The following is a 26,853-nucleotide window of genomic DNA, read 5'->3' as shown; positions in this document are numbered from 1 at the left end:
CCGAGAACGACGGGGGTTGGTGCCACGGTTCCGCTCAGGCGTAGGGAACGAAATACGCCTCGGCGTCATCGAACCACACACGGGCACCCTCGGGGAGACCGGTCAGGATAGGAATGTACTGAGCGGTGGCCACCGCCCGTGCCGGGTCCGCCGGAGCGACGAACTCCTCCACGCTCGTGAGCGACCGCCACTCGCCTACGTACGCCTGCAGCCGCAGGGACTCGCCACGGACCGTGCCGACTTGCTGCCCGGCACTGTTATAGAGGTTCAAGGCGAACTGGATGGTCGCCTCGCCGATGTCCGCACTGGCCTTCACCCAGACCTGCGATGCCAGGATCCCCGGACCGGCGTCGAGCACCTGAATGGGACCTCCACGGTCGACGGACAATGCCTCCAACGATTGGCTTCCGGAGCGTGCCTCCGCCGTGGAGATGCTGTGCACGCCTCTCGAGGTCACCCAGCTCGACCAGCCGGCCATGCCGTCCTCGAACCCGGAGTTCGTGAAGATGCTGACGCTCGGCGTGAGCGCCGCCGTGATCACGTCCGCGGCGCGCGCGAACAAGGGGTGATCGTTACGGTGATCGGCGAGCCACTGGGTGACCTCGCCTCCGGACGGTTCGTGGGCGCGTAGAAACTCGATCAATGCCCATATCGGATAATGGTTGTACACCGACAGCCCGGTGAGCCCGCCGCGGGTGGGGTCGAGCGGCTGTACGAGGATCGGGTCGGTCGCGGCCTCCGCGAGCCAGTCCGCACGGCGGGTCATGAGCGCCTCGCGGGTCGGCAGGTTGGCGAGGAGAGACTGGGCGACTTCGAGCGCGGCATCCGTCGTATCAGGGACCGGGACCGCGCGTGGGAACAGCCGAGCCGTGGCGTCGTAGTACTCATGTGCGCTCGCGAGAGTGAGGGCGCGCTCCCGCTGTTCCGGCGTCGCGGTCTCCGCGGTTGCGACCACGGCGTTCATCAGCGCCTCGGCCTCATCCAGGACCGTCGCGTCGACGGCAGCCAGGTAGCTCGGCGAGTCGAACGGCTGATACGTCCGGTGGCTGATGAACCACGGGCTCTGGGCGATGTCGGTCGTCCATACGTCCTCCCAGAGTTGGTAATAGTCCGCGAGCGAATCGGCGGCCTGACTACCCACTGCCCGGCGGCACCATTCCTCAATCAAGTCAGACACCTCGGCGTCGGGATCCCAGAGCAGTCGCGAGATCACCCAGGGCTTGGGGCCTTCACCCCAATTCGGGTACAGCTCCGCGTAGTGGTAGCGCACTCCGAGGTCGTACGTCGTTCGGTACACGTCGGCCAGCAGCGACAGGTACATGCGCGGCACGGCGTAGGGAGCCCCATAGAGGTAGTCGTAGGTACCAAGCTCGGTCGCGCACTGCGACCATTCGAGTAGTTGGTCCTCGCGGTGCTGGCGCGTCGCGGGGTCGATCCAGGCGTAGCGGTCCTCGGTGAGAAAGGGAATCACGGAGGGGTGCAGGTCGAACGGCGGCGGAACCTCGAGGTCGTGGTAGGCGAGAAGGCCGAACCTCATGTCCGGATGGACCGCTGTGACCTGCGATGCGACCTCGTTCACCCAGCCGTAGTAGGTTTCTGGGATCGGCAGCCCGGTCTCGTAGCTGGGATATGCCCCGTCGTTCACACCCAGAGATACAGATGTGAGGGAGGGATCCGCCGCAAGCATCGCCAGGATGTCGGCCACGACGATATCGACTGTCTCCGGGTTGCTGAACGCGGGCTGCCATCCGATGAGGACCCCCGGTGCAGGTACGACGCCGTTCGCGTACAACTCGGGCCGGTCTCCGTACTCCGACACCGGGAAAAAGGTGTGGAGATTGTGATGGAACTCGACGGGTCTGTTGTAGTTGCCCTGCAGCCTGTTGCGTTGCGCCCATACGTACTGGTCCGGATACGGTCCACCCGTTCCCGGCTCGATCAGGAGCGGGCTGATTGAGCGCTGGTCGAATGCGGGTGCGGAACGCACGATCCGACGCGGTACCGCAAGGGATGATCGCTGGGGAACGTCCTCCCCGATAGTCGTCGGCATGAGCCACGCGACGCCGACGTAGCGCTCTAGGAACTCGTAGACGCCGTTAAGTGTGCCCCACTCGGTGGAGCCCGTGATCGTGATACTGCCGTTGTATGGCGTGATGACAAATCCATCGTCAGCCGAACGGTTCAGGATTCGTGGCAGCACCGGATGGCTGGTCGGCCCAGTGAAGCCCACGTATATGGCCGTCACGTCCCCCGTCGGCGGGTTCGACGGTAGCGAGGTGGTGGGCAGCGTGACGCCCGTCGACTTGGCGACGAAGGTGACGAGTTCCGCGGCCGCGTGCCGCACCGCGTCGCTTGCGTCGTCTTCCGTGACGACGACCGCCTGGGCTGTGCCGTCGTAGACAACCGGTATGGCACCGGCCGGAGCGCTCCTCGTCGATGCCACGGCCGCACCGGCTCCGAGCGCCGTGCCGGTGATGATCGCGGCGGCTCCGGCGGCGCCACCTACGGTGAGTGCCTGCCGGCGCGTGAAATCGCGGGAGTGGATTTCCGGGTCTAAGGACATCGGGCGCCTCCGGGTATTGGGATGTGCGTGACGGTGAACAACCGGCCGGCCGCACAGGCGGACCGGCCAGTTCGCAACCGCCCGTCTTGCTCTTCTGCCGCCCGCACGGTCGATAGCGGGATCACGGCAGTTAGCGTGAAGGGAACACGCTGTCGCCGCAGGGTTGAATTCGACAAATAACCTAGGACCTAGGACTGATAGCGAGACTTTAGTCGGCTGGATCATAAGTCGTCAAGAGTTAGGCGCGACTCGGCCTGGAACTCGTGGCATGAGGACGCTCCACCATCCCGCCCCGCAGCGCGCGCCGTCGTCAAGGTGTCCCCAACCATGGATTGAGGACGCCCACGAACTATCTCTCTGGAGGCACCCACAGGCCATGCAGTGCGAGGCGGCTAAGTAGCAGAAAACCGGCTGGCCACGCGCCACCTGGGCTTTGATTCATACGCCTGCCTCATGGGTGAAGCGCAGATCGACGAGTTCGCATCCCACCTAGACGCCTGCCTGTGCCGGACTGCTGGTTGCCGTGGTAGCGCTCCTCGGCCGCATCGGGGACTCAGTTCACACCCGGCAGCGGGTGACCGATGGTGACCTCTGATTCTCACGATGCGGCCCTACGTCGATGATGGGCATCGCCCATACCGACCTTGCGTATCGCAGAGGCCTAGTCGACAGTCTAGAGTCCTAGGACATATCGAGGCCTTGAGCTCATGGAGAAGCTGGTCCGCGGCATTCCAATGTTTAAAGGTCCACCTACGTGCTCACCCCCGCAACCAATGACCTACACTTAGGACCTAGGCACTCGACCCAGACAGCCAATGAACTGAGAGCGCTATCAACGTGGGCCTTCCTTTCGAACTGAAACGGAGAATCAGGTGCGCCTTGCCTTCCTCGACCACCACCTGGCCAATTACCACGCCGATGTCTTCCATCGGTTGATTACCACGACCTTCGCTGACCGCGATATCGAGCTGGTCGCCGCCTTCGAAACGGATCCGGTCCCCGGCACCGACTGGTGCGCCGAGCATGGGGTGCCTCGCGCGGAGTCGGCAGCCGACGCTATCCGTGCTGCCGATGCCGTGCTGGTGCTTGCACCCGACAATCTCGACACTCATCGTGCTTTCGCTCAGCAGCTGCTGCCCTCGGGTAGACGTGTCGTATTCGACAAGTTGCTTGCACCGAACCCCACAGAGGCCTGGCAGATCGTCGAGCTCGCGGAGCGGCACGAGGCCGCCATCTTCAGCGGCTCTGGCCTGCGCTACGCCGCCGAGGTCGAGGAGTTACTCGCCGATGTCGGCTCCGACGATGTGCAGGACGCGTTCGCCCGCGGCTATGGGCGCTGGGACCACTACGGGATCCACACCTTGTCGCTTGCTGTCCGACTCGGCGGCCATCGGATCCGTCGGGTCCGCGAATGTGGGGTCGACGATAGCCGCGCTCTCGTCCTCGACCACGGCGACAGACGCACCCTCGTCGACTGCCGTACCGGTAGAAATGCGGCGGAGGCTCTCGGTTGGACCTGTGGGGTCAAGGTCGATGGCTCCTGGCGTACTGCCACCGTCACCGATGCCGAAATGTTCTACACCAACCTCTTGCGGCACTATCTGGACTTCTTCGCCGACGGCGCAGCGGAGTCGACTCCAGAGGAACTAGCCAGGCTCGCTTCCGTTCTCGCAGCTTCCCAGGCCTCGTTGGCGTCTGGCGGTGAGTGGATCGAAATCGGACGACCCAACTATGACGTGGAGGAATCGCGATGACCGGCCAGGACGAACTACAGATCGGCATCATCGGTGCTGGCAGCATGGGTCGCACGCATGCTCGCCGCTATGCCGACGTCGGCGGCTGCCTAGTCGTTGCGGTCTGCGATCCCACGACGACAACGGCCGAGGCACTTGCCGATGACGTCGCCGAGCGGACCGGCGCACGGCCCAAAGTGTACGCCGATCTCGGCTCCCTTCTGGCAGCGGAGAAGCTGGACGCCATCAGCGTGTGTACCCCGCCCAATGATCACGCGACGGCTGCCGCCTCCGCGCTGGAGCGAGGGGTCGCTGTGCTTTGCGAGAAGCCGCCCACGCGTACCGGGGCCGAACTGGACACGCTGGCCGCTCGAATCGGGCCAGACCCAATGCTGCAGTTTGGTATGTGTCACGTCTTTCACCCAGGGGTGCAACAAGCGAACGATCTGCTTACGTCCGGTCGGCTCGGCGACGTGGTACACCTCAATGTGCGGTTCGCTCACCGTTTCGACGGTCTCCAAGACAGTTGGTTCGCCGATCCGGAGATCGCCGGCGGCGGGATCATGCTCGATACTCTGGTGCACAGCGTCAGCATTGTCCGCGTCCTTGTGGGCGAGCCCCGCGCGGTTTCCGCCTTCACACACACCGCGATTCCAGGTATTCGGGTTGAAGACTCAGCGGTCGTGTCGCTGCAAACGGACTCCGGAACGGTTGCGACGATGCAGGCGTCCTGGGCCACGCCACCAGGATCGGCCATGGTGGACATCTACGGTACAAAAGGCCAAGCGGTGATCGAGTATGGCCAGCCAGCACTGCGTTATCGGATTGGAACGAAGCAACAATGGCGTCACGGTGAACAGCAATCTGAGACACGGTCAGCAGCCGGAGATCGCTACCATGGGCAGGCTCACAGTTTCCTGACTGCAGTTCGGTCCGGGCATGTTAGTGACAACACGATCACCGACGCCCAAGCAGTGATGCGGGTTCTAGACGCCGCCTACGCATCAGCCCAAGCCGGCGGAGGGGCCGTGGTACTCGGCGGCTGATAGGGAAAGGTCACGGCCCTGCTCGGCCCGGGAAGTAGGATGTTCAAGATCAGGCGACATCGGCCTAGGAATTATCCGCGGATCATGTTCCGACAGCCACCACCACTATGGCTGTAAGGTCAGCTGTTCCGGACGAGATCGACGGCACACCCGTGAAGTTTGCGCAGTACATCCTCATACTGGATGGGTTTGAACACGATCTTGGATTCCTCCACATTGATGACATCGTGGTGTACCAGGTGCCGTCGTCGTGACAATCGAATGTTACGCCTGACGAAGGCCGCCGCGGGATTCCCGCGGCGGCCTTCGTTTGTAATTCGTGTGATGTGCGCTCTCCGTGGAGCCCTGCCTGTCAGCGGGGCTCGCGGTACACTCGCGTGGCGATCAGATGAGCCCGCGGAGCGCCGTTGGTTGACGTCATCACAATACGCAGCCGGTTGCTGGTTACAGTTCTACGTAGCTGATGCACGCGATGCCGTCGGCGGTGGTCCCGTTCCGATGCGAGCGTCCATCCGCCCTCGATCTCCGCCTCGATCTTGTAGTCCCGGACCAGCGTTGCCAGGACCTCATACGGAGTTCGGAACGCACGAAGGTTGATCAGGTCCTCCTGGACGTCATCGTCGAAAATCAACGCGACCTCATTGAAGGTGACTGGATCCTTCCAGTTCAGTTCCACCCATGGGTCGTCCCGGGCGACCAAATCTGACACCCACATCTGCGGACCGCTGAACGGTCGTGCGTATCCGCCGATCACGTGGCTGGGGTCAAATGCGTCAGTCTCAATATCGAGTCGATAGCAGATGCTCTGGCGATGAAGCGTGTATTTCCACTCTCTCCACTGCTCCAGGTACACCTCGTCGCGTGCGGGCCGCATGAGTATGTGAGTGAATGCGCACTTCTGTCAAGAATCCTATGCCCGTTAACTGGCCGGCCGTTAGGTGTCAATGCAGATAAAACGCAATTGGTGCCTTCTTCATCTCAGGGCCGCCGTGCTCGTGTCTGATTGGTCCATGGACGAAGCAATCAACAATGATCTGTTTTCCGTGACCGCCGAGCGCTTCACTGTCCTACCGACTCACCGGTTCAACTCAGTCAACGAACTCATCGCATACGGCAAGATCGCCGACGTCGCGATCAATGCCACGATGGACGACCTGCACCTCGACACCGCCATACCGCTGCTGCGCAGCGGCTACGATCTACTGCTAGAAAAGCCGATCAGCACGACGGCCGACAACGTCCTGACACTCCATCGCGAAGCTACCCGGCATGGCCGAACAGTCCTGATTTGCCACGTCCTCCGCCACGCCCCGTTCTACCGGAAGATCAAGGAACGCCTCGCCGACGGCGATATCGGCGGAACCCTCAATCTCCAGCTTACCAAGCATGTCAGCTACACCACATGGCAACGGCCTTCGTCCGCGGTAAATGAGCAAATGAGAAGGCCAGCGGCTCGGCGATGCTGATGGCTAAAGCATGCCACGACCTTGACCTCTTGGTATGGCTCAAAAGCGGTATCGCTCCGCACCGAGTGACCAGCTTCGGCAACCTCACCCACTTCGCGCCAGATAAAGCGCCCCCGGGTGCTGGCATCCGCTGCCTCGTAGACTGTTCGATCGAAAATAGCTGCCCTATTCGGCCCGCAAGAACTATATCGACCAAGATCTATGGGGCGTCTACGCCTGGCACAACATCGAGCGGCCTGTCACAACATCGAGCGGGCCGACCGTGAACCGACCCTTGAGGAGAAGCTCTAATCCCTCAAGACTGATAATCCACACGGCCGCTACGTGTGGCATCCGACAACACCGTCGTCGACCACCAATCCGTCATGGCCGAATTCACCGACGGCGCCACCCCCACCCTGAATGTCGTCGGCAACGCCGCCAAATCATGCCGATCAATAAAGATCGTTGGCACCACCGCGAGATCGCGGGAGCCCTCGAAGACGGCCACTTCGTCGTGCGCACCTTCGACACGCGCCCTGGGCACGAATACGCCGAGGAACACATCAATCTCAACATCAAAGGCGAGATGCACGGCGGTGGGGACCTTCGGCTTGTCGAAGACTTCGTCAACATCGTCCGACACTACAAACCCTCGATCTCCGCCACGACCCTCGATGACTCCACTACAGGCCATCTACTGGGTTTCGCCGCAGACCTATCCATGTACGAACACCGATCGATCGACCTCGGCGCAAACTGAGAAATATCAGGCACTTCGAGCTATCTCCAGTGCGGGCCCAAAAGACGTAGCTGAGAACTCTGTACTACATGGCCCGAAAGGTTTGCCGGACCCGTTCCAGGTGAGCCCGCATGGCCTGCTCGGCTAAGAAGCTGTCACGCGCCTCGAGCGCACGCAGAATCGAGCGATGCTCGCGGTCGCTGGTCTCGTGCGTACCGCCGGCATGTTCGGTGAGTTGCTTCCCGCGTCGCCGTTCCTCGGTGAGCGTGTCGGTGAGAACTTCGAGGATCCCGTCGAAGAACCGGTTGCCGGAATGGCGCACGATCGCCCGATGAAACGCGAGATCTAGCTCAACCCGCCGTGCGGTGGTCAGATCCTCGGCTTCGGCTTCGTCGAGGACCGCGGCGAGATTCGCCAACTCATCGGCGGTCAGATGCAGTGCCGCGCTGCCGGCCGCCCGCGTCTCGATCGCTTGGCGCAGCTCTAGCAGCTCATGAATAGCGGACGAATCGCCCGCCACCGCATGCTGGAAGTACCCGCGGACGGCGACTGGACGCAGGCTGCTCACAACCGCACGTTTGCCCTGCCGGGTGCGGATCACCCCCTGCTGGCTCAACGCTCTCAGCGCGTCACGCACAACCCGCTGGCTGACGTTGTACTCGTCGGCAAGGACGGCCTCCGACGGCAGCGGGTCTCCTTCGACAAGCGATTCCCGTCGGATGTACTCAGCGATCTTGCCAGCGACGCTAGCGCCCATCAGGACACGCCGGCCACCGCCCGCGCTCTCATCCGTGCCCGTCTTCTCCGGGCCAACCTGCTCCGACGCCACGCCCGTCACCCTTCATCGATCCTGGGACATCGTATCGCAAGAAGAGTCTTAGGGCTCTAGTCCACACGATTCGCAATAAGCGACGGGGCATCGCCGCTTCTGGCTGCCTGGCGATGTCAGGTCCACGCCGCCGGGGCAAGATCCATGTCCCACAACGGGGCGGAACGCAGCCGCCGATGGGTCTCGGCGAATTCCTGCGTCCCGTCGTCGTCATGAAAGCTCAGACTGGCGTTCCGAGGCTGCACGGGCATGTTCCGGTCTTCGCGGCAGTCTCGCCATAGCTGAAGCATGTCCGCATAGTAGCGACGCCGGCCGTCACCGAGGTCGAATCTTAGGATGCGCAGCGGTGTCTCTGGCACGTCGGAGGTGTCTACCCGGTACTTCTCGATGGCCTCCTGATCAACTGTGACGCCGAGGCCCGGCCTCTCTGGAGTGCGGGCCAGCCCGTGCTGAATCTCGATAGGCTCGACGATCAGGTCATCGGCCAGCGTGTTCATCCCGGTCACCATCGGCCACGTGGCGTGGCTCAGCACAGCACCCATATGCAGGGTAAAAGCAGTGGTCAGCCCCGTCCCGACCACCTGGAGCCAAAACTCCTTGTTGAAGCTCGCGGCGAGCTGGCCTTGCCGCATCAGGCCACTGACACCGGCACCGAACACCACGAATGCGTCGAGTGAATCGTCCCGCATCCAGACCGGGAACAGGTCCTTCCGGAAGTGTTCAGCCAGCGGACGGGGCAAGCGGCCGCGCAGATGGGCGTGCCCGATGACGTCGTCCTGGCGGATGGGGCTCTCGAACAGACCGACCCGCGACCACGCGTCAAGTTCTCGCAGCACCGGCAACGCCTCCCCCGGCGTGCGCAGCATCCCGTTCCAGTCCAGATCGATGAGGTAGGACTCAGGCGTGACATCGCTGATCGCCTGGACCTGCTCCCGCACGTCGAACCACGGACGTACCTTGATCTTGTGGGCCAAATAGCCCTCGGCGAGCGCATCGCGCGCCTCCTCGGCCAGCAGGTCGGCCGGCATCTTGGTGTTCCACCAGGAGATCGGGCACCAGTCACGCACCTTGCGTTCGCTCAGCAGCCGGTACATCGGCACGCCGAGCGCCTGACCCACGACGTCGTACAGCGCCATCTGCAAACCCGCACCCAGTGAATCATCGGCGAGGTGTTCGGCTGGATTGGTGCCGATGACGCGCCCCACGGTCTCATCGGCGACCTGCTGCCACGTGTAGTGCACCAATGTCTCGCCGTAGCCGACGATGTCACGTGAACTGGTGGTGACCTTGATGATCTCGATGACGCCCCACTTGGCCACCAGGAGCTCGTTCCACGGCCGCACGCGATGCCGGAACGGGACGTTGATCACGAAACGCTCGATGTCGGTGACGCGAAGCGTCATCCTCTTGCCTCCAATGTTCGGTGCGCCCCGCATCCCCGATGGTCTCCCCCACCGCGACTCCCGGCGGACTACGCTGTCGCGAGCTTCTTCTCCAGTTCGGTCAGCTGGTGACTGTCCAAGTCCCGCAGCGGTGGCCGGCAGTAGCCTGCAGGGCGTCCCCACACCCGCAACAGACCACGATAAATGGCCAGGTCGCTGGCGTCGGGGAACAGCGGCTCGGCCAGCAACTCCCGATAGATCCACAACCTGCCCCAATCGCGCCGGGCGCCTTCAAGATCGCCATCGACCATCGCCGTCCACAGACTCACCGCCGCGGCCGGAATGACGTTGAGCAGGCCGCTGACCCAGCCGTGTGCACCCCCGGCCATGGCCTCCACCGGAGCGGTGGTCCCGCCATAGAAGATCCGGAACCCGTCGTCGAGTCTGGTGCGCAGTTGGTTGACCACGTGCACGGCAGGGCCCGTGTTCTTCACACCGCACACCACGCCCTCGGCATACAGGGTGGCCAGGTCCGGCACGGTCACGGCCGCAGTCGCCGCGTTGGCCGGGATGTTGTACACGAAGAGCGGGATCTCCACTGCCGCCGCGATAGCCCGATAGTGGTCAAGTACCTCAGCCCGGGACGGGCGCTGAAAGTACGGCAACACCACGAGAGCCGCCTCTGCCCCAGCCTGAGCGGCGTGCCTGGTCAGTCGAATACTGTCCGCGGTCGTATAGCTGCCGGTCCCGGCCAGCACCGGTACTCGGCCGCCGCTTGTGCGAACCGCGATCTCGAGCACACGGCGGCGCTCCGCGTCCGTCAGGGCGATGAACTCCCCGCTGGTCCCGTTGATCACCAGCCCGTGCACGCCGGCCGTGATGAGCCAGTCCAGGTGTGCCGCCATGGCGTCCTCGTCAAGACCGCCATCCGCGTCGAACATGGTCAGCGGCGCCGGCCAGACGCCTGCCAATGGTGCGCTCATCGGGTCCCGCCTTGGTCGTACTCGGGCTTGAACGGGTGCTTGACGATCTCCTCCACCCGCAAACGCGGCCCGAGCCCCGGTTCGTCCGTCACTTTCCACTCCCCCTCTGACACTCGCGGCGGGTTCTCGGTGTACCGGTCCCAGTACGCCATCTGCTGCGGGGTGATCATCGATTCGGAGATGAGGAAGTTCGGTAGCGTGGCCGCCAGCTGCCAGGTTGCCGCGCTGGCCATCGGGCCGAACGGGTTGTGGAAGGCGATCGAGACGCCATGAGTCTCGGCCAGCGTGGCGATACGCTTCGCCGCTGTGATGCCACCGCAGAACATCACGTCGGGTTGCGCGATCGCCACCGCCGGCTGCTCGAGGAACGGCGCCGCGCCGTAGTGATTGGCCCAGCGCTCTCCCGCGGCGATCGGCGTCGACGAGCGCCGGGCCACCTCGACCAGCCAGTCCGGCCGCTCCGGCGGGGTCGGCTCCTCGATAAAGGTCAAGCGGTACGGCTCCACCGTTTCGGCCAAGCGCACCGAGTTGGCGACGTTGAGCCGTCCGTGACAATCCAGCATCAGGTGGACGTCCGGCCCGGCGGTCTCCCGCGCGGCGTCGAAATACTCCGCGATCAACCGCCAGATCCAGTTGGGAAGCAGCTCCGTCTCGGTCTGCCGGGCCGGGATGGCAGCAGGTGTCTCATGGTGCACGCTCGAAACCTTGGTGTAGAAGCCCGGCAGCGTGGTCTTGATCGCGGTGAAGCCGCGCTGGAGCCGGTCCGCGACCTCCTTGGCGAAGAGCTCCGGCGTCTCGGTGGCCCGGGCGTGTGTGTAGACCGGCACGCTGTCCCGGAACTTGCCGCCAAGCAACCGGTGGACAGGGACGCCAAGCGCTCGGGCATTCAGATCCCACAGAGCGATGTCCAGTGCCGAGATGCCGATCGTCAGGAGTGTGCCGCCGAGAAATGAGTCACGGTACATACGCTCGAAGTGCTGTTCGATCCGGGTGGGATCCTTGCCTACCAGGTACTCGCCCAGCTCGTCGATGAGTGCGGAGACCGTGCGCGTCCGCCGGCGCATGGCCACCTCAGACTCGCCCACCACGCCCTCGTCGGTCTCGATCCGGACATAGATCGCGTTGTAGTACCCGAACTCGGCGACCCACTTCCGGACAGCAGTGACACGCATTCGGAGCCCTTCTCCAGGAGACTGAGTGGTTCAGTTTATCAGACCTAGGACCTAGGTTTCGTTTCGACGATAGGGTCAGTGCCAGCAACGCATCATCGATGTAGCCCTACCGCCCCGAGCGCGAGCCCGACGGACGACGGACGACGGACGACGGACGACGGACGACCCAGGGTCGCCGGAGGAGACGCCGTCGAGTCGCAGCGAGCCGTCACCTGGACACAGTCATTGTCGACTGCTCACGACTCGATACTGCCGAATCCCTTCCAGACTCCCGGATCGCCGCTTTCGACGCAGATCCAGCCAGTCACGCCCCCGGGAGCGGGCGCCTCGTTGGTGACCGTCGATCCGCGGGTGTGCGTCCCGCTGGTCGGCGCCGCGGTGCCGGCGCCCCGAGTGACCCACCCACCGCCGACGAACTCGTGGACAAGCTGCCCGTCGGTGGTGACCCGCGAACCTGGGGTTGCCAACGGCGGCATGCGCTTCACGACGCCGCCGACGTGACTTGCGATCTGCACCGAACTGCCGGGATAGACGCTCACATAGTCCCCGCAACTCGAGGAGTCGGCACTACGGATGTCGATCATGGTGCTAAGTACCAATGGCTTTGGGTCTTCAGTGCGATCCCGATAGTAGATCACCGACGAGCAGGTGGTGTCTGCGTGGATGGCTATCTTGCCGCCGGTCATCACGGGATCGTCGAGGAACTCGCCGTCCAAGATCACGACATGCCCAAAAGGCGTTCCCGGCGCTCCGGAACTGACACCGCAGTCCAGGAAGTTGTTCCCACTGGCGTGGAATCCCATGAGCGGAGCGCAGGTGACCGCGAGGGCAGCAAATGGCGCATGACGCACGGTATTGCCGGAGATTTCCAGCTGGGCAAGCAAGGGCTTCGCCGCGGACGATCCCGAGGTCGGCACGCTGATGGCGGCGGCGTAGATGCCGGGAGTGCCTTGCCGTAGGGCGGGTATCGTCACTCCATCGCCATAGCTGATCATGTTGTCGACGATGCTCACAGAAGCCAGGTCTAGGGACAAGGAGTACGGAAAGAAGGTCACGGCCGCACCGCGGGGTGACGTGTACGCCTCGGGATAGAGGTCGGTGCGCATGGTGATGCTGTTACCCGCAACGAGGACACCGGCCAAGCCGATCGGCGGGATCTCCTCCTGGCCGCTGAATTGTCCAGACCAGATCGTGATGCCAAATCGCGACGCCTCCACGGAGTTACCGATGCAGGTGAGACCGTAATCAGTGCCGCCGCGGCTGATACCGGTGAGGTTCACACCAGTCTGGAAGCCGGTGATCGTATTGCCGATCACGCTGACCGTGGTGCCGTGCAGTTCCATAGCCGTCGCCGGCGCCTTCTCCCATCTGGCGCCTTGAAAGGTGCAGCCAGTGATGATAATCGACTCACCCGCGACGTTGATCAAGGACTGGTCGTACGAGTACGAGGCAGAGGACTGCGAATCGCACGCCAGCCACCGCGAGTTCGACACGGTGACGCTCCGGCTACGTGGCCCGCTGGACGGGAAGTAGAGACTGACGACCGAGTCACAATTGAGCACATCGATGGTGTCCACACAGATCGTGTCCGAGTCACCGGGATAACACGCAACCGTGTAGCGGAGCGTTGGCCGCCAGTACTCGGCATCGGTCGCGAGCGGATTGTTCTGCTGATTGTGATCGAACCCGAGATTCCTGATCTCCCAGTGTTCCGCCGCAGTTAGCGACCCGAGAATTCCCCAGTAAGGTCCTGATCCATCCTTGATCCTGATGATGGACGTCTCCCGCGACTCGCCGAAGATCGAGACGTTCTTGGTCTTGATCCGAAGAATGAAGTCGGTGGTGGTGGAGGGACTGACCACGAAGGTGCCGGCTGGAAAGTACAGTCCCTCGCCGTCATCGAGGGCGTCGAGAGCAGCTTGGATTGCTGCGGTGTCATCGGTGACACCATCCCCGATCGCCCCATGGTCACGGACATCACGGACGGCGCCGGCGTACCGCGTTGGTCGGCGCAAGGGCGGAGCCGCATTGGCCGGGAGAGCGACGGTGCCCAGGGCAGCGCCTCCCGCAATCGCGGCAAGAGCGGCCTGGCGGCGACTCAGCATCGTCGGCTTGTTGGAGGTCTGCGTCACGGGAGTCTCCTTCGAGCTGATGCGAGTGTGGTGCCCCAACGATGATGGGCACGTCCAACCCGTGTCAAGACCTAGGGCCTAAGTAGCTTAGATTTCTACATCGCCGATGTACCTTGGAGTTTCCGGCGATGTGGCAGCTCAGGGGCCATACGCCATTTCATCGGGCCGAGTCGCGCTTTACGGTGGACGCATCAGCCGGCCGGCGATGACCTGCGGGAGGAATCGGACACATTAGGTCGGCCATGGCCCGCTCCGATCTATAGAAGGTGCTATCTTAAGACCTAGGTCATGTCACCGCATAGCCGGCAGCGTGGCCTTGACGTGCACGCCTTGCGGGCCACAGTGGCCTACCCGCCTGCTTCGGACACATGGGAGTGACACGATCGTGTCACCCATCTGCTCCCCCGTCGCCGTCATGCGCACCAAGGTCGACGCCATCTTCAAGTGAAAGGAACACTATGACCTCCGCTTCTACCCGACTCCCTATGGGCGTCGTCGACGTCGGTGTCATCGGCCGCGGCTACATAACGCGGCTGTACTCGACCGTCTCCCCCGCCGACCTCGTTGCAATGGCAGATGTGTCGCAGGACGCTGCGCGGACGGCCGCCGCCGAATTCGGCGTCGACGCGGCGTCGTCCGTCGAGCACCTCCTCGACCGCGACGACATCGATGCCGTCGTCGTCGCTGTGCCTTCGGGATTGCACGCCGATGTCGCAGTCCGCGCTCGACGCCGGGAAACGCTCCGGCGAGATCGCGTCGGGCCTCAGTCAGCGGCACTTCGCCGCCCAGAACCAGTCCTGCACCAGGCCATCTCCTCTGGCGGCCTCACAAGCTTAAATGTCCTAGGTCTTTAGTCTAAGAAAGAGACCTTGTGGCGGACTACAGTGGTAGTCGCTTGCCACCGGAACTCATCGATAAGGAGAGCACGCGATGACCGCGCAGTCGTTCCGCGTCGGGTGGATCGGATCCGGCCTCATGGGACTCCCGATGGCTCGCCACGTCCTGGCCGCCGGCCACGACGTCACCGTGTTCGCCCGCACTCCCGCGCGGGCCGCACCCCTGGTTCAGGCTGGCGCCGGGGCCGCTCGCACCGTCGCCGATGCCGTTCGCGGGGCCGACGTCGTCGTGACGATCGTATCGGCGCCCGCCGATGTCGAGCAGATCTACCTGGGCGAGGACGGCGTGCTGGCGAACGCGGCGGCCGGGACCGTAGCCGTCGACATGACGACGTCCGCACCGGACCTTGCCCGCCGAATCACCGAAGCAAGTGCCGATCGCGGTATCACGGTGTTGGATGCGCCCGTCAGCGGAGGTCCGGCGGGTGCTCAGGCCGGCGCACTCTCGGTCATGGTCGGCGGCGACGCCGACGGCCTGCAGCGCGTTCGGCCGGTGCTCGATGCGTTCGCCAGTGAGGTTGTCCATCATGGCCTGGCCGGCTCCGGGCAACTGGCAAAGCTGGTCAATCAGACACTCGTCGCGGGAATAACCCTCGCGGCCTGCGAGGCGTTCGTCCTCGCGAGGACGGGAGGCTTGGACGTGGAGCTGGTGGCGGACTCCGTGCGGCCGGGTGTGGCCGGGTCGTCGCTGTTCGACTTCGTGTGGTCGCGCCTCCGGGAGGGCGACCTCGAACCGGGATTCAGGCTCGATCATCTCCGCAAGGACCTCGGCCTAGTGGCCGAGGCCGCGGGCGACGTCGAACTCCCAGGCACGGCCCTCGTCACCGAGCTGGTCGACAAAGTACGGCATCAACGCGGTGGCGACTGTGGCACGCAGGCCTTGGTCACCGCGCTGATGGAGTGGCCAACGTGATCGTGGACTCGCACGTGCACGTCGGGCGGTGGAAGTACCCGCCGCTAGATGAGTACCGGGCCGCCATGCTGGAGGCCGGCGTCAGCCACGCCGTGCTGGTCCAGTTCGTCGGCAACGCGGACAACAGCTACCTCTCCCAGTGCGTCGCCGCCGATCCGGCACGGTTTACCGCGATCGCGATGGTTGAGGATGACACCCCGGGCGCGATCGACCATGTCGCGAGACTCGCCGCCACGAGCCACTTCACTGGGGTCCGGCTGTGGGCGGCCACCCGCTCTCCGGGGTCGGATCCGCTCGCCCTGTGGCGGGCCATCGCCGGCCACGGGCTTGTCGCGAGCGTGCGCGGTCCGCTCGCCGACATCGCCCATCCGGCGTTCGCGGAAGTGGTCGACGAGCTACCAGAATTGCGGCTGCGGCTGGAGCACGCCGGTTTCACCCGATACCCGGATGCGGCGGTGGACCGCCGTGACTTCGACCGATTTCTGGCGCTCGCGTCCCGGCCGCGCGTCTACACCATGTGGGCCGGCTTCTACGCCAACAGCGGCACGGCGTATCCCTACCCGGACGCGGACCCGTTCCTGCGCGAGATTGTCGCGGCGTACGGTGCACGCCGGATCACCTGGAGCGGCGACTGGAACCGGCCCGATCCCCTGGCCCGTTCCTACCCGGATGCGATCCGGCACGTGACCGACCGCTCCTACCTGTCGGACGAGGACCGGGTATGGATCCTCGGAGGAGCAGCGCGCGAGCTGTTCGGCTGGCCTGTGGAGGCTTCGTGAGCGTCCAGATCGGCGTGGTCGGCGCCGGTGCCATCGCTGAACAGCACGTCACGGCGTTACTCGGCGCAGGCGCGGAGCTGACGGCGGTCGCGGACCCTGACCCTGTCCGCGCCGGAGGACTCATCCAAGAGGCTGCTACGTACCGGAACGCAGACGATCTTTTCGCGCACCCCGGGCTCGACGCCGTTGTGATCGCCTCACCCAACGACATGCACGCGCCCCAGACGATCGCAGCGCTTCGGGCTGGGCTGCATGTGCTGTGCGAGATCCCGGTAGGGATGAGCTTGAAAGAAGCGCAGGCAGTTGCGGCGGCGTCAAAGATCGCCAGTCGCCACGTCGCAGTGGCGCACACCCTCCGGTTCTGCCAGCCGTACCGAGCGGTGCGCGGCCTCGTCGACTCCGGCGAATTGACCGTGAGACACGTCGTCGCCCGGACTCTTATGCACCGCCAGCGCAACGTCGGGCTGGAGGGCCGAACCCGGACGTGGACCGACGATGTCCGCTGGCATCATGGCGCACATACTGTCGACGCCGCGTTGTGGCTTCTCGCAGCAGAGGTTGCCGCCGTGTCTGGCGGCGCGGGACCAGCCTGGCCAGGGAGCGGCCGTACGATGGACGCCGGCCTCGTCCTCACTACCCCGAGTGGCGGGATCGCCACGATCGCGCTCTCGTACCATGCGCGCCTACCCGCTCGCGAGCTCACCATCATCGCCGAAGATACGACCCTGCGTATCGACGGCGGCCAGCTGCTCTCCCCGGACGGCATCGTGGTCGACTGTGGGAACACCGCGAAGATGGAGCGCCTCGGGCTGATTCGCCAAGACGAAGAGTTCGTGGCCGCGGTCGCCGGAGGACGACAACCAACGTGCACCGTCAACGACGTCTTGCCGACTATGCGCGCACTTGAGCAGCTTTGAGTCGTGCCGGAGAGACATGCGTATGGGGACACTCCGTGCCAGCCGCCGGATGCGGTTGGACGATGGTCACCCTGATGCCTCCGCCCCTCCGTAGCGGTGTCTTTTGCCTGGTGGTTCCCCCCGTAGTTAGAGAGTCAGTGGTGGTAGAGGGTGGGGTTGAGTTCCGTGTTCGGCACGTCGCCTGGGCTGGCACCCGGCATCCAGGTGGTGAGGTCGACCTCCTGGTGATGGTTAGTCGGTGTGGACACGGTCATGTCGGCGTCGATGTAGATGATGGTCATGACCCGTCGAGGTGTCGGTGTCTGGTTGGGTCCGGCGCGGTGGAAGGTCCAGCCCTGGTGGTAGCTGATGTCACCGAGCGCGTACGGCTCGCTGGAGACCGGAAATCCCTGCTCGGCGAGCGCGGTCTGCAACGCAGACTCTGACTCGTCACCGATGGGTAGGTCACGCCCGTATTCGAAACGGTGGCTGCCAGCGGCGAACTCCAGCGGCCCCATCTCGTGTGGCGTCTCTTGCAATGGCACCCACACGGTGCAGGCTCGGTCGGTCGACAGCGGCCAGTAGTACTGGTCGGCGTGCCAGGGTGTGATCCCGCCGCTGGTCTCTTTGTAGAGGGCTTGGTCGTGATAGAGCCGGACGCCGTCGACGCCCATCAGCTCGGCGGCGATCCGCGCCAGTCGGGCGGAGAACACGAACCGGCGGACCAGTTCGCTGTGCCGCCACAGGTTCGCCACTTGCAGAAATGCCTTCTGATAAGTCGATCTCTCTGCCATGGGCAGGTGCAGCGTATTCAGCTCGAGGACCTTGGAGGTGATCTCGGGTTCGAAGGCGGCGATGGTGTCCGCGTCCAGCACGCCGGGTAGGCGAATGTAGCCATCGTCGTCGAACTGCTTGGCTGCGGCGGGGCCGAGGGTGTAGGGCGTGTCGATATCCATGCCGCCATCATCGTCGGCTGGCTTTGACAAGCACTACGCTCTGGATGACCATTTCTGATACTCGTATGACCTATGAGGTCACCAGGGTCGAGTCAGGTGGGGTCTTCACGTATCGTTTGTGTTGATGCAACCCGAACGTGAGCACATCGTCGGCGGGTCAGACATATCCTGGACGTACTTCACACGCCGGGAGCGCCAGTTCGGCTTCCGGTGGCACGTTCATCCCGAGATTGAACTGACCTTGATCACCCGCGGGAGCGGCGCCCGCTTCGTTGGGGACAGCATCGAGCACTACCGTCCGGGCGACCTAGCGCTGATCGGCGCCGACGTGCCGCACACCTACGCCTCGTCCTCCACCGGCGCACAACAGGATGCCGACGAGCATGAGGCGATCGTCGTACAGTTTCGCCGTGATTTCCTCGGCGCCGATCTGTTCACCCGACCCGAATTCATGCACGCCGACCGGCTACTGAACGAGGCCAGCCGAGGGCTGGCGATCGAGGCGACACCGGCAATGGTCAATACCCTGACATCGCTGCCCGGCCTCCTACCGGCGACGCGAACCCTGACCCTCATCGACATCGTCATACAGCTCACCATGGCTGAGACCAGGCCGCTGAGCACAAGCACCAGACACCCCGTCCTGGGCGGACCCGCCAGACAGCGCATCAACGACATCTGCGCCTACCTACACGAGCACTTCAGGCGGCCGGTCAGCTCGGAGGAGGTCGCAGCCGTGGCACACATGAGCCCTACCGCGCTCAGCCGCCACTTCCGCCGCGCCCTAGGTCAAACCATGACCGACTACGTGAACGAGCTCCGGATCAGCGCCGCCTGCGAGCTGCTCACCGACACAGAGCTGCCCATCACCGAAATAGCAGCCCAATGCGGATACAGCAACCTGTCCAACTTCAACCGCCGCTTCCGCGCCCTCAAACACACCAACCCCCGTCATTACCGCCGAATGATCACCGAGGGCTCGATATAGCCCTCCGGGTCCACGAACGAGGCAGGGTCGGTCTATTGCGGGGCGGCCCATCCGGTGAGACGCATAGCAGCGGACCCGATTCGTGTCACCGCTAAACTCGGTTGCGCATCGATCGCCCGGCCCATCAGCATGGGGGCGCATGGAGAACGGCATCGTAGACGCCTGGCGCACGGATGGGTTTGTGATTTTGCCTGGCTTCCTCTCCGCCGACGACCTGGCGCCCGCGCTCGGCGAGATGGACACGATGTTCCCCACACCGAACGGCTTTCACGACGGCACCGATCCCCGTCGTACCCGCTATGTCGAGGACGAGTTCGACGGGATCGACAAGTTCCCGTTCTCCAGCACCGAGTTCAGCCTCCTGGCCGTGCATCCCCGAATCGTCCAGCTAGCGGAGAATCTGCTCGGACAGACTGACCTGCGGATCTCCTCGGCCGAAGCGTGGGCCAAGTACACCGGCGCCACGCCGTACGAGCAGGCGCTGCACCGCGACTATCTCACTCACACGATCCTGGTTCCTTCGACAGAGGATCGATACCAGCACCTGGAGCTGTTCGTCTTCCTGGTCGACGTCCCCGAGGAACTCGGCCCGCCGCACCTGGTTTCGCGGGACCACACCGACCACCTGCCGATGAACCCGAACTTCTATCCCAGGAGAGGCGGCAGCGGCGAGTTCGTCTCTACCGCCGACAATTCGAACCTGTACGCCGCAGAGCAGTCCGGCGCAGGCCCGGCGGGCACAGTCATCGCCTTCAACACCCGGACCTTCCACCGCGGCACCGGCCTGAGCAAGCCTCGCGGGGCACGCTACTCCATGCAGCTCATCTACCGCCCGGCCCACGTCGACTGGGGCCAGCGGATGGCGTGGGCGGCGCGAAGCCACATGCCTGAGTGGTACCGGTTCGTGCACCGCGCCACGCCACGCCAACTGGAACTCTTCGGTTTCCCACCGCCCGGCCACCAGTTCTGGACCGCGGAAACGCTCGACGGCATGCAGCAGCGCTACCCTCACCTAGACCTCAGGCCGTGGCGCGAGGCTCAGTACTCCCCCTCCGGCGCCTGACCGGCAATCAGACTCGTCGCGGCATAGCCATCGCCGCAGCCACCACTACTCACCTGCGCAAACCCGCCGCGATAGTGCCCCCGCCCGGCGCGGTGTCGTGGCTCTGCAGTCACCCGATCATTCCCGCTCCGCAATCGCTGCAAGACGCTCCAGCGACGCCTGAAGCATGTCGGCGGTGGTCCCGCGGGCACGCGCAAGGCGGGTCTCGTCGGTCAGCTCAGACCAGTCGTAGGTATGGGTGACATGCGTTCGCGACGAGTCGACCGGCTCAAGTACCCACCGCCAGAGGTGACCCGGCGGGGTGTGACCGGGCTCGGCGGGTTTCCACGCGACGACGCGGCCCTCGTCGAACTCGACCACATGGTTGTCCCGAACGCTGCCTCCTGTGAGCGTCATAGTGAACACATCACCGACAGCGCGGATTCGTTGCCCGCCGGGTGCACTAGCCAGGTTGTCGTTGCCGTCCCAGTCCGACTGCCGCATCGGGTCCGCGATGAGCTCGAAGATGCGTTCTCCACCGGCTGCGATCTCGCGGCTGGCGGATACGACACGCGGAACGTTCTCGTCGCTGGTCATTTCTCCATGTGAACATCACTCGGGGGATTCGTGGAAAATTCGGCTCGGATTCAGCACGACCCCTGAGCCGCTCGCCCGCTTCGTCGCCCGCACCAACCCGCGCTCTTATCAGCGCAGCCCACTGGTACGCGCCATCGTTCCGTCACCCGGCCTTCGGCGCGGCGGACGAATCGCGCACGGTCAGATCCGGCTGGAATGCGATCCGTTCGTGTTCGTGGCTCGATCCTTCCGCGATCTCGGCAAGGAGCAACTGCATGGCCTTGCGTCCCAGTGCGAACTTCGGCTGACTGACCGATGTCAGCGGAACAGCCGCGTCGGCGGCCAGGTCTATGTCGTCGTAGCCGACGATGGCGACGTCTCCTGGCACGCCCACACCGGCGTTGACGAGCGCGCGCATCACTCCGATCGCCAACAGGTCGTTCGTGCAGAAGACGGCATCGGGCAGCTCGGGTAGCTGGAGCATCCGGGCGCCGGCTTCCACTCCTGCCCGAATGGTCATGGACCGGCAGACGACCTCGGTCAAGCTGTCTCGTGAGAGGCCGGCCTTGTCGAGCGCGCGCCATGCGCCCCGCCGGCGATCCGCACACGGTCGCAACGACGCCGGTCCGTTGACCAGCACCAGCCGTCGCGCGCCCGGCGCCAGCAAATGCTCGACCGCGATCTCGCCCCCTCGCACGTCGTCGACCGAGACCGAACAGTAGGCGCTCTTGCGGACGGAGCGGTCGACGCACACCACTTTCAACCCTCGGTCGCGCAAGCTCTCCAGCCGGGACGGAACCTTGCCCAACGGGTTGATCAGCACCCCGGCCACCCGGTGCTGCTCGAGAACGTCGAGGTAGCGATCTTCCTGGGATGCGGCGTGGTCACTGTTGCACAACACCACCGCGATGTTGTCTTCGTTCGCGGCGTTGACGGCTCCGCGGGCGACTTCCGCGAAGAACGGATTCGTGATGTCGGGGACCACCAGCCCGATCATCCGGCTACGACCTGACCGGAGATCGGCGGCGCCGCGATTCGGGACGAACTCCAGTTGCTCGATGACAGCGTGAACACGCTGACGCGTCGCCTCCGCGACGACGTCGGGGCGGTTGAGGACGTTGGAGACTGTGCCGACCGAGACCCCGGCTATGCGCGCGACCTCTCGGATTCCGGTCAGCTTGCGCTCATCCCCGCCGCCGTCCTTGAACCGGTTCATCCACACTCCTTCAGGTCCCCCGTGACCACCGCGCCACGGACATCTGATCTTCTCATCCTGCGGCGCTGAACCCCAACAACCAGGCCTTTAGATTTCAGAAAACAGGATACGGCGCATTGACGCCTCACCCGTTAGACGCTAACTTTCGTCTTGAAACGGTTTAACCGACACTACGCGGGAGTGGTTTGGATGCGGGCAACGACGCCGACAAGATCTCGCCGATGGGCCGCTCTCGTCACCATCGGCGCCTTGGCCGTCACCACGCTCATCGGCCAGCAGGTCTCCGCCACGGGACAGGCAGGACAGGTCGGCTCCGCGGCCGCCGACCCCCGTGGAACGGTCACGCTCGAGGGCGGCGAGCTCAGTCTGAAGATCGACTACTCGTCGGGCGTCACGGTGCGCTCGTTCACCGTGGCTGGACGCGAGGTCTTGGACACCGAAGCCGAGTTCCCGGGCGGCACCGAGCTCGTCACCGCCGATGGCACGTCGCTGCGAAGTGACGACAACGTGGGCAGGCCGCGTCTGGAGACTACTGCCGACGGCGTGCGGATCAGCTTCCGTATGCAAGGCGGCCGGACCATGGTGGACGAGTCGTGGACGTTCGGCACGTCTGCGGAGGGCATCCGCTGGACCATCGACCGGACCCACCGTGGGCCCGAGACTCGCTTCTCGACAGCCGCTTCCCCGGCGCTGACCTTCGCCCGCGATGCCTGGCACAACATCCGCCGGCCCGAAGACGGGGGCAATGTCCCGGTGTGGGGTGACGAGCTACGCGCGGCCAGCGAAGAGTTCAGTGCCATCGACGGGCTCCGGCGTAACGGGATCCTGTTGGAGGCAGGCGGCAACCAGGCCGTTTTCGATACCGGAGACTACGTCTTCCTCTCCCACGACGAGCCGGCCGCGCTCGCTGTGGACGTCCACAGCGACCTCCACTCAGGTGGTCGTCTCGCGAGAACGGGGTCGCTGGACGAGCCGGGTTCCCTGGTCGCGCACTGGTATCACGCCGCGGAGCCACTCGGCTACGCCAACGGCAACCCGAAGGGCTATGTCGACCCGCGGTGGGGACCCGGACGGTTCTCCGAGGACCTCGACCAGCCACTGTTCGACGAGATCGCCATACGCTCCAACCAACACGACAAGGTGACCCTGGACCTTCGCGCGGAGGCGACGGACCAGTACTACGATGCCGGCTCGATCGAGACCCTCGACGTGACCGCGCTGGGCCGGCTGGTCAACGACTTCGGCCGGACCATCGTCCAGGGCACTGATATCGGGGCCTCCTCGGAGCGCTCGTTCAGATCCGCCCAGGCGCCAGGGTTCACGTCGCCGTGGAACGTCTACGCATTGGAGATCCTCCAGGACGCGGGCGCCTTCGCGTCGATGCGTGAGCAGTTCCGGGACATGTTCGCCGCACCTCGCCGCGACCCCGACGCGGTCAACGCCCCCATCGGCGACGACGGCGGCCTGGGCGGGCTTCAGCGCGAAGACGGCATGCTGACCTGCTGCTACCCCTACGGCCACGCCAACGTTTCCGATCCGACGTACGCGACGACCGACAATCTGCTCAACCCGATCTTCGCGGCCACGCTCCTGTACGACCTCGCTCCGGATGCCGGCTGGCTGCGTGACATCTCCGACGGAGTACGGCTGGCCTTCCAGTACGCCGAGGAAAACCTGCTCATCCGCAGCGGCCCCACAGCCGGCCTGATCGGCAACGCCCTATGCGGCACACCGGAGCCTCGGGAGGACTGTTTCACCGACTGGTCGGAGTGGAACGATCAGTACGACATCGGCCAGGTCAGCGCGTATCACAACGTCTTCGCGTACGCGGCGCTCGAGCGCTGGGCCGCGCTGGAACGCGACATCCTCGGCGAACACGACCGCGCCGCGCACTACGAAGCCCTAGCGGCAGGCATCAAGGAGAAGTACAACGCCGACACCTCGGACGGCGGGTTCTGGTCGACGCTGACCGACACCTTCGCCTATACGCGCGACGAGTCCGGCGAGATCGTCAAGGACTGCTCTCATCTGTTCCCGAACGGCTACGCGCTGATGTTCGACATCGTCGACGACCCGGATCGCCGTCGCACGGTGGCCGCGAGCCTCGCGCTGGACTATGACCGGCTGGAGAACGAGGGCCACATCTACGACCACGGCAGCCAGGTCCACGACGGCTATGCCTGGCGGCTCCACGGTTCCAATCCACGCACCTGCCAGACCGGAGAGACCGTCGAGCTCGACGACGGCACGGTCATTCCCCGGATGTACTTTCCCTTCTTCGTCGATGGCGGCGCACACCTGCTCATGGAGCAGCCCGCCTCGGTCATCGGTGTCGAGAACGGAGACCGTGCCCGCACGGTCCGCTTCACGCGGCAACTGCTCAAGCGGTACTCCGCGGACGGCTTCTGGGGGTGGAGCAGCATCCAGCCGGACACGCTGCTACCCCGCCGCGATATCTGGCAGGAGCCTTTCATGGTCAACAACGTGGTGGGCGTCTGGCCGCTCTATCACACCGTCCTCGGATTCCAGCCCGCCCACGACCGCCTAAACCTCGTGCCGTTCATCGACAGCGATCTCGTGGGCAGCGAAGTCCCCTACCAGGTCCATGGCAAGCACGACGTGACGGTCCGGTACCAGGAACGCGAGTCCTACACCGTCACTTCGGACGGTGGCGTTCCCGTGCGTGTCGGGTGGCGCCGAGAGCCGGAAACCGACGTCGTCGTCATCGTCGATGGTGAACGCTCGACCGTGACGGCGGACGCGTCCGGTATCGCCTGGGCGGAGCCCGTCGGTGCCGGAGTGCACACCTTCGCCATCGAGGGCGGCGACGAGGTTCCCGACGAAGGCGCCGCGCGACCCCTGCGCGTCGACGACCGGTTCTGGACCTATGCCGGCGAGTGGTGGCAGGTCTCCGGCCATGGCTACGTCGCAAACACCCTGACCGGATCCAGCAACCGGGGCGCCGAAGCCACAGTCACGTTCCACGGCACGGCTGCCACCGTGCTCGGCTCGGTCGGCAGGGACAAAGGCCGCGCACTCGTGCTCGTCGACGGAGAAGAAGCCGGCATCGCCGACTTCTACGCCACCGAATCGGCCAACATGCAGCCCGTCTTCCGCGTCGACGGGCTCGACCGTGCGGAGCACACGGTGACTCTGCGCATTCTCGGCGAGAGCGACGAGCGGGCCGACGGCACGCAGGTGAACGTTGACGCGCTGCATATCGATCCAGTTGAGCCCACCCAAACCGAGGTGACACCATGAAGAAGCCAGCAATCCTGCTCGCGGGGATCGCCCTCGCCACCACTGCATGCGTCGGTGGCGGCGAGAACTCGGACCAGCCCGACGATGTCGATGCGGCTGCCGCGGCAAGTCCCGCTACCGGGTCGCTACGTTTCGAGTCCTGGACGCCGACGGCGGACACGATGGACACGATAGTCGAGGGGTTCGAGTCCGAGAACCCCGACGTGAACGTCGAGGTCCAGCTCGCTCCGTACGAGGACCACGTGACCGCTCTGCGGACGCAGCTGCGTGCTGGTGAGGGCCCGGACGTATTCGTCGTCGAACCAGGAGCCATGTTCCATCAGTTCCGCCAGTACACAGTGCCGATCGATGCGTTCGCCACAGCCAGTTCCGGCGACGACTGGGCGGCCGGCTACCGGCCCGAGGCGCTGGACCGCGCCAGGGCCGACGACGCGACGTTCGGCTTGCCGCTCGGCTACGGCATCGCCGGCTTCCTCTGGGTGAACCAGACCATACTCGACGACGTGGGTGTCGATGCCCCCAGCTCGTACGACGACCTCGTGGAAACGTCCGAACAGATCGTCGACGCCGGCTACCAGCCCATCGCGCTCGGCGCACAAGACGCGTGGATGAACATCGACTACTTCATGGCGATCGCCAACGGCATCGACAGCGACGCTCTGTATGCCGCGCTGGAGGGCGAGGGCAGCTGGACGAGCGAACCTCTCGTCGACGCCTTCAGCGGATTCCAGCGGATGTTCGACGACGGCGTCATCCAAGCCGGCGCCGCAGGGGCCACCACCTACAACACGACGTACGACATGTTCGCGAACGGGCAGGCGGCCTTCTTCGCGAACGGTAGCTGGAACCTGGACATGTTCGTCAACTCCCTGGACGAGGTCGGATCGTTCGAGATCGACGTCGTGCCGTTCCCGGTTCCCGGAACGGATCAGCTCGCGCCGGTCACCGGCGACGTGACGGGCATCATCGTCGTCAATAAGGACAGCGACAACCAAGCTGCGGCGTTCCGCCTTGCGGAGTACATGAGCCGGGGCGCCGGAGCCAAGGTCTGGGCCGACGCCTTCCTGGACTTTCCGGTGGTGACCGAGGACATCGTTCCCGAGCGCCTCCCGGAGCAGGCCGGCCCGGCACGAAGCTCCATCGAGGAACTGGCGAACGACAGCCTCGCCGGATATCGGCAGGTTCCCTCCCCCGCTGTGTCCGAGGCTCTCGGACAGGCTCTGACGGCGCTGGCCGCCGGGTCCACCCAGCCCGAGGAGGCCGCCTCCCGGGTTCAAGACGCGGCCGACGACGCCGGATGAGC

At 64.7% G+C, this 26,853-nt stretch carries 22 protein-coding genes; 11 read left to right on the top strand and 11 right to left on the bottom strand.

The window, feature by feature from the left end; genetic code table 11:
- Positions 1-34: 34 nt before the first annotated feature.
- Positions 35-2,563 (bottom strand): DUF4838 domain-containing protein, encoded by a 2,529-nt coding sequence (locus G1H11_RS21495; protein ID WP_163820667.1) that lies wholly within the window; start codon positions 2,561-2,563, stop codon positions 35-37.
- An 872-nt stretch (positions 2,564-3,435) separates the two neighbouring features.
- On the opposite strand from G1H11_RS21495, the gene G1H11_RS21490 reads away from it, so the two are divergent.
- Together G1H11_RS21490 and G1H11_RS21485 are read left to right on the top strand one after the other, a co-directional pair.
- Positions 3,436-4,317 carry a Gfo/Idh/MocA family oxidoreductase gene (locus tag G1H11_RS21490; protein ID WP_163820666.1) on the top strand — a complete coding sequence of 294 codons (882 nt, stop codon included), beginning with the start codon at positions 3,436-3,438 and terminating at the stop codon, positions 4,315-4,317.
- Entirely contained in the window at positions 4,314-5,342 is a 1,029-nt protein-coding gene (locus tag G1H11_RS21485; RefSeq protein WP_163820665.1) for a Gfo/Idh/MocA family protein, read from the top strand. Before G1H11_RS21490 ends, G1H11_RS21485 begins: the two co-directional genes overlap by 4 nt.
- A 352-nt stretch (positions 5,343-5,694) precedes the next feature.
- Here the strand turns inward: G1H11_RS21485 and G1H11_RS21480 are convergent, their stop codons facing one another.
- A complete protein-coding gene (locus tag G1H11_RS21480; RefSeq protein ID WP_163820664.1) occupies positions 5,695-6,195 on the bottom strand; it encodes a hypothetical protein in 501 nt (166 codons plus the stop codon).
- A 157-nt stretch (positions 6,196-6,352) separates the two neighbouring features.
- On the opposite strand from G1H11_RS21480, the gene G1H11_RS21475 reads away from it, so the two are divergent.
- The gene (locus G1H11_RS21475; protein WP_163820663.1) at positions 6,353-6,808 is read left to right on the top strand and encodes a Gfo/Idh/MocA family oxidoreductase; all 456 of its coding nucleotides are present in this window, start codon (positions 6,353-6,355) and stop codon (positions 6,806-6,808) included.
- A 295-nt stretch (positions 6,809-7,103) separates the two neighbouring features.
- On the opposite strand, the gene G1H11_RS21470 is transcribed toward G1H11_RS21475, so the two are convergent.
- From G1H11_RS21470 to G1H11_RS21445, 6 genes are all read right to left on the bottom strand, one after another.
- Positions 7,104-7,433, bottom strand: coding sequence for a hypothetical protein (locus tag G1H11_RS21470; RefSeq protein ID WP_163820662.1), 330 nt, complete (start codon positions 7,431-7,433; stop codon positions 7,104-7,106).
- Between the two features lie 181 nt (positions 7,434-7,614).
- Positions 7,615-8,358: an FCD domain-containing protein gene (locus G1H11_RS21465; protein WP_163820661.1), complete on the bottom strand. Its 744-nt coding sequence runs from the start codon at positions 8,356-8,358 to the stop codon at positions 7,615-7,617.
- Positions 8,359-8,474: 116 nt separating this feature from the next.
- Complete coding sequence (locus tag G1H11_RS21460; protein WP_216844005.1) at positions 8,475-9,761, bottom strand: mandelate racemase/muconate lactonizing enzyme family protein; 1,287 nt, start codon at positions 9,759-9,761, stop codon at positions 8,475-8,477.
- A 68-nt stretch (positions 9,762-9,829) separates the two neighbouring features.
- Positions 9,830-10,723 carry a dihydrodipicolinate synthase family protein gene (locus tag G1H11_RS21455; protein WP_163820659.1) on the bottom strand — a complete coding sequence of 298 codons (894 nt, stop codon included), beginning with the start codon at positions 10,721-10,723 and terminating at the stop codon, positions 9,830-9,832.
- Positions 10,720-11,895 (bottom strand): mandelate racemase/muconate lactonizing enzyme family protein, encoded by a 1,176-nt coding sequence (locus G1H11_RS21450; RefSeq protein WP_163820658.1) that lies wholly within the window; start codon positions 11,893-11,895, stop codon positions 10,720-10,722. Before G1H11_RS21450 ends, G1H11_RS21455 begins: the two co-directional genes overlap by 4 nt.
- Before the next feature lie 236 nt (positions 11,896-12,131).
- The gene (locus tag G1H11_RS21445; RefSeq protein ID WP_163820657.1) at positions 12,132-14,027 is read right to left on the bottom strand and encodes a glycosyl hydrolase family 28-related protein; all 1,896 of its coding nucleotides are present in this window, start codon (positions 14,025-14,027) and stop codon (positions 12,132-12,134) included.
- Between the two features lie 485 nt (positions 14,028-14,512).
- Here G1H11_RS21445 and G1H11_RS21440 point away from each other — a divergent pair, with 485 nt between their 5' ends.
- From G1H11_RS21440 to G1H11_RS21425, 4 genes are all read left to right on the top strand, one after another.
- The gene (locus G1H11_RS21440; RefSeq protein ID WP_163820656.1) at positions 14,513-14,881 is read left to right on the top strand and encodes a Gfo/Idh/MocA family oxidoreductase; all 369 of its coding nucleotides are present in this window, start codon (positions 14,513-14,515) and stop codon (positions 14,879-14,881) included.
- A 76-nt stretch (positions 14,882-14,957) separates the two neighbouring features.
- Positions 14,958-15,836: an NAD(P)-dependent oxidoreductase gene (locus tag G1H11_RS21435; protein ID WP_163820655.1), complete on the top strand. Its 879-nt coding sequence runs from the start codon at positions 14,958-14,960 to the stop codon at positions 15,834-15,836.
- Positions 15,833-16,615, top strand: a complete 783-nt coding sequence (locus tag G1H11_RS21430; RefSeq protein WP_163820654.1) for an amidohydrolase family protein — start codon at positions 15,833-15,835, stop codon at positions 16,613-16,615. Before G1H11_RS21435 ends, G1H11_RS21430 begins: the two co-directional genes overlap by 4 nt.
- Positions 16,612-17,532: a Gfo/Idh/MocA family oxidoreductase gene (locus G1H11_RS21425; RefSeq protein ID WP_163820653.1), complete on the top strand. Its 921-nt coding sequence runs from the start codon at positions 16,612-16,614 to the stop codon at positions 17,530-17,532. Before G1H11_RS21430 ends, G1H11_RS21425 begins: the two co-directional genes overlap by 4 nt.
- 134 nt (positions 17,533-17,666) lie before the next feature.
- Here the strand turns inward: G1H11_RS21425 and G1H11_RS21420 are convergent, their stop codons facing one another.
- Positions 17,667-18,467 carry a phytanoyl-CoA dioxygenase family protein gene (locus G1H11_RS21420; RefSeq protein ID WP_163820652.1) on the bottom strand — a complete coding sequence of 267 codons (801 nt, stop codon included), beginning with the start codon at positions 18,465-18,467 and terminating at the stop codon, positions 17,667-17,669.
- 124 nt (positions 18,468-18,591) lie between these two features.
- On the opposite strand from G1H11_RS21420, the gene G1H11_RS21415 reads away from it, so the two are divergent.
- Both G1H11_RS21415 and G1H11_RS21410 read left to right on the top strand, forming a co-directional pair.
- Positions 18,592-19,455: a helix-turn-helix domain-containing protein gene (locus G1H11_RS21415; protein ID WP_163820651.1), complete on the top strand. Its 864-nt coding sequence runs from the start codon at positions 18,592-18,594 to the stop codon at positions 19,453-19,455.
- Between the two features lie 139 nt (positions 19,456-19,594).
- Positions 19,595-20,518 (top strand): phytanoyl-CoA dioxygenase family protein, encoded by a 924-nt coding sequence (locus tag G1H11_RS21410; protein WP_163820650.1) that lies wholly within the window; start codon positions 19,595-19,597, stop codon positions 20,516-20,518.
- A gap of 117 nt (positions 20,519-20,635) precedes the next feature.
- Here the strand turns inward: G1H11_RS21410 and G1H11_RS21405 are convergent, their stop codons facing one another.
- Together G1H11_RS21405 and G1H11_RS21400 are read right to left on the bottom strand one after the other, a co-directional pair.
- The gene (locus tag G1H11_RS21405) at positions 20,636-21,094 is read right to left on the bottom strand and encodes an SRPBCC family protein (RefSeq protein WP_163820649.1); all 459 of its coding nucleotides are present in this window, start codon (positions 21,092-21,094) and stop codon (positions 20,636-20,638) included.
- A 142-nt stretch (positions 21,095-21,236) separates the two neighbouring features.
- On the bottom strand, positions 21,237-22,289 hold the full coding sequence (locus G1H11_RS21400) for a LacI family DNA-binding transcriptional regulator (RefSeq protein WP_163820648.1): 1,053 nt from the start codon (positions 22,287-22,289) through the stop codon (positions 21,237-21,239).
- A gap of 189 nt (positions 22,290-22,478) precedes the next feature.
- On the opposite strand from G1H11_RS21400, the gene G1H11_RS21395 reads away from it, so the two are divergent.
- Both G1H11_RS21395 and G1H11_RS21390 read left to right on the top strand, forming a co-directional pair.
- Entirely contained in the window at positions 22,479-25,550 is a 3,072-nt protein-coding gene (locus tag G1H11_RS21395; protein ID WP_163820647.1) for a hypothetical protein, read from the top strand.
- Positions 25,547-26,851, top strand: a complete 1,305-nt coding sequence (locus G1H11_RS21390) for an ABC transporter substrate-binding protein (protein WP_163820646.1) — start codon at positions 25,547-25,549, stop codon at positions 26,849-26,851. The genes G1H11_RS21395 and G1H11_RS21390 overlap by 4 nt, the downstream gene beginning before the upstream one ends.
- Positions 26,852-26,853 lie beyond the last annotated feature (2 nt).

Source organism: Phytoactinopolyspora alkaliphila, assembly GCF_010550695.1.
GTDB lineage: Bacteria > Actinomycetota > Actinomycetes > Jiangellales > Jiangellaceae > Phytoactinopolyspora > Phytoactinopolyspora alkaliphila.
Note: the sequence above shows the minus strand (reverse complement) of the source record. Positions and strands in the feature narration are given on the sequence as shown.

Excerpts from the sequence above, each read along its gene's own strand:
- G1H11_RS21485 (WP_163820665.1), top strand. The coding sequence starts at position 4,314 with ATGACCGGCCAGGACGAACTACAGATCGGCATCATCGGTGCTGGCAGC.
- G1H11_RS21405 (WP_163820649.1), bottom strand. The coding sequence starts at position 21,094 with ATGACCAGCGACGAGAACGTTCCGCGTGTCGTATCCGCCAGCCGCGAG.
- G1H11_RS21390 (WP_163820646.1), top strand. The coding sequence starts at position 25,547 with ATGAAGAAGCCAGCAATCCTGCTCGCGGGGATCGCCCTCGCCACCACT.
- G1H11_RS21410 (WP_163820650.1), top strand. The coding sequence starts at position 19,595 with ATGGAGAACGGCATCGTAGACGCCTGGCGCACGGATGGGTTTGTGATT.
- G1H11_RS21420 (WP_163820652.1), bottom strand. The coding sequence starts at position 18,467 with ATGGATATCGACACGCCCTACACCCTCGGCCCCGCCGCAGCCAAGCAG.
- G1H11_RS21460 (WP_216844005.1), bottom strand. The coding sequence starts at position 9,761 with ATGACGCTTCGCGTCACCGACATCGAGCGTTTCGTGATCAACGTCCCG.
- G1H11_RS21415 (WP_163820651.1), top strand. The coding sequence starts at position 18,592 with ATGCAACCCGAACGTGAGCACATCGTCGGCGGGTCAGACATATCCTGG.
- G1H11_RS21495 (WP_163820667.1), bottom strand. The coding sequence starts at position 2,563 with ATGTCCTTAGACCCGGAAATCCACTCCCGCGATTTCACGCGCCGGCAG.
- G1H11_RS21400 (WP_163820648.1), bottom strand. The coding sequence starts at position 22,289 with ATGAACCGGTTCAAGGACGGCGGCGGGGATGAGCGCAAGCTGACCGGA.
- G1H11_RS21435 (WP_163820655.1), top strand. The coding sequence starts at position 14,958 with ATGACCGCGCAGTCGTTCCGCGTCGGGTGGATCGGATCCGGCCTCATG.
- G1H11_RS21395 (WP_163820647.1), top strand. The coding sequence starts at position 22,479 with ATGCGGGCAACGACGCCGACAAGATCTCGCCGATGGGCCGCTCTCGTC.
- G1H11_RS21440 (WP_163820656.1), top strand. The coding sequence starts at position 14,513 with ATGGGCGTCGTCGACGTCGGTGTCATCGGCCGCGGCTACATAACGCGG.
- G1H11_RS21450 (WP_163820658.1), bottom strand. The coding sequence starts at position 11,895 with ATGCGTGTCACTGCTGTCCGGAAGTGGGTCGCCGAGTTCGGGTACTAC.
- G1H11_RS21455 (WP_163820659.1), bottom strand. The coding sequence starts at position 10,723 with ATGAGCGCACCATTGGCAGGCGTCTGGCCGGCGCCGCTGACCATGTTC.
- G1H11_RS21475 (WP_163820663.1), top strand. The coding sequence starts at position 6,353 with ATGGACGAAGCAATCAACAATGATCTGTTTTCCGTGACCGCCGAGCGC.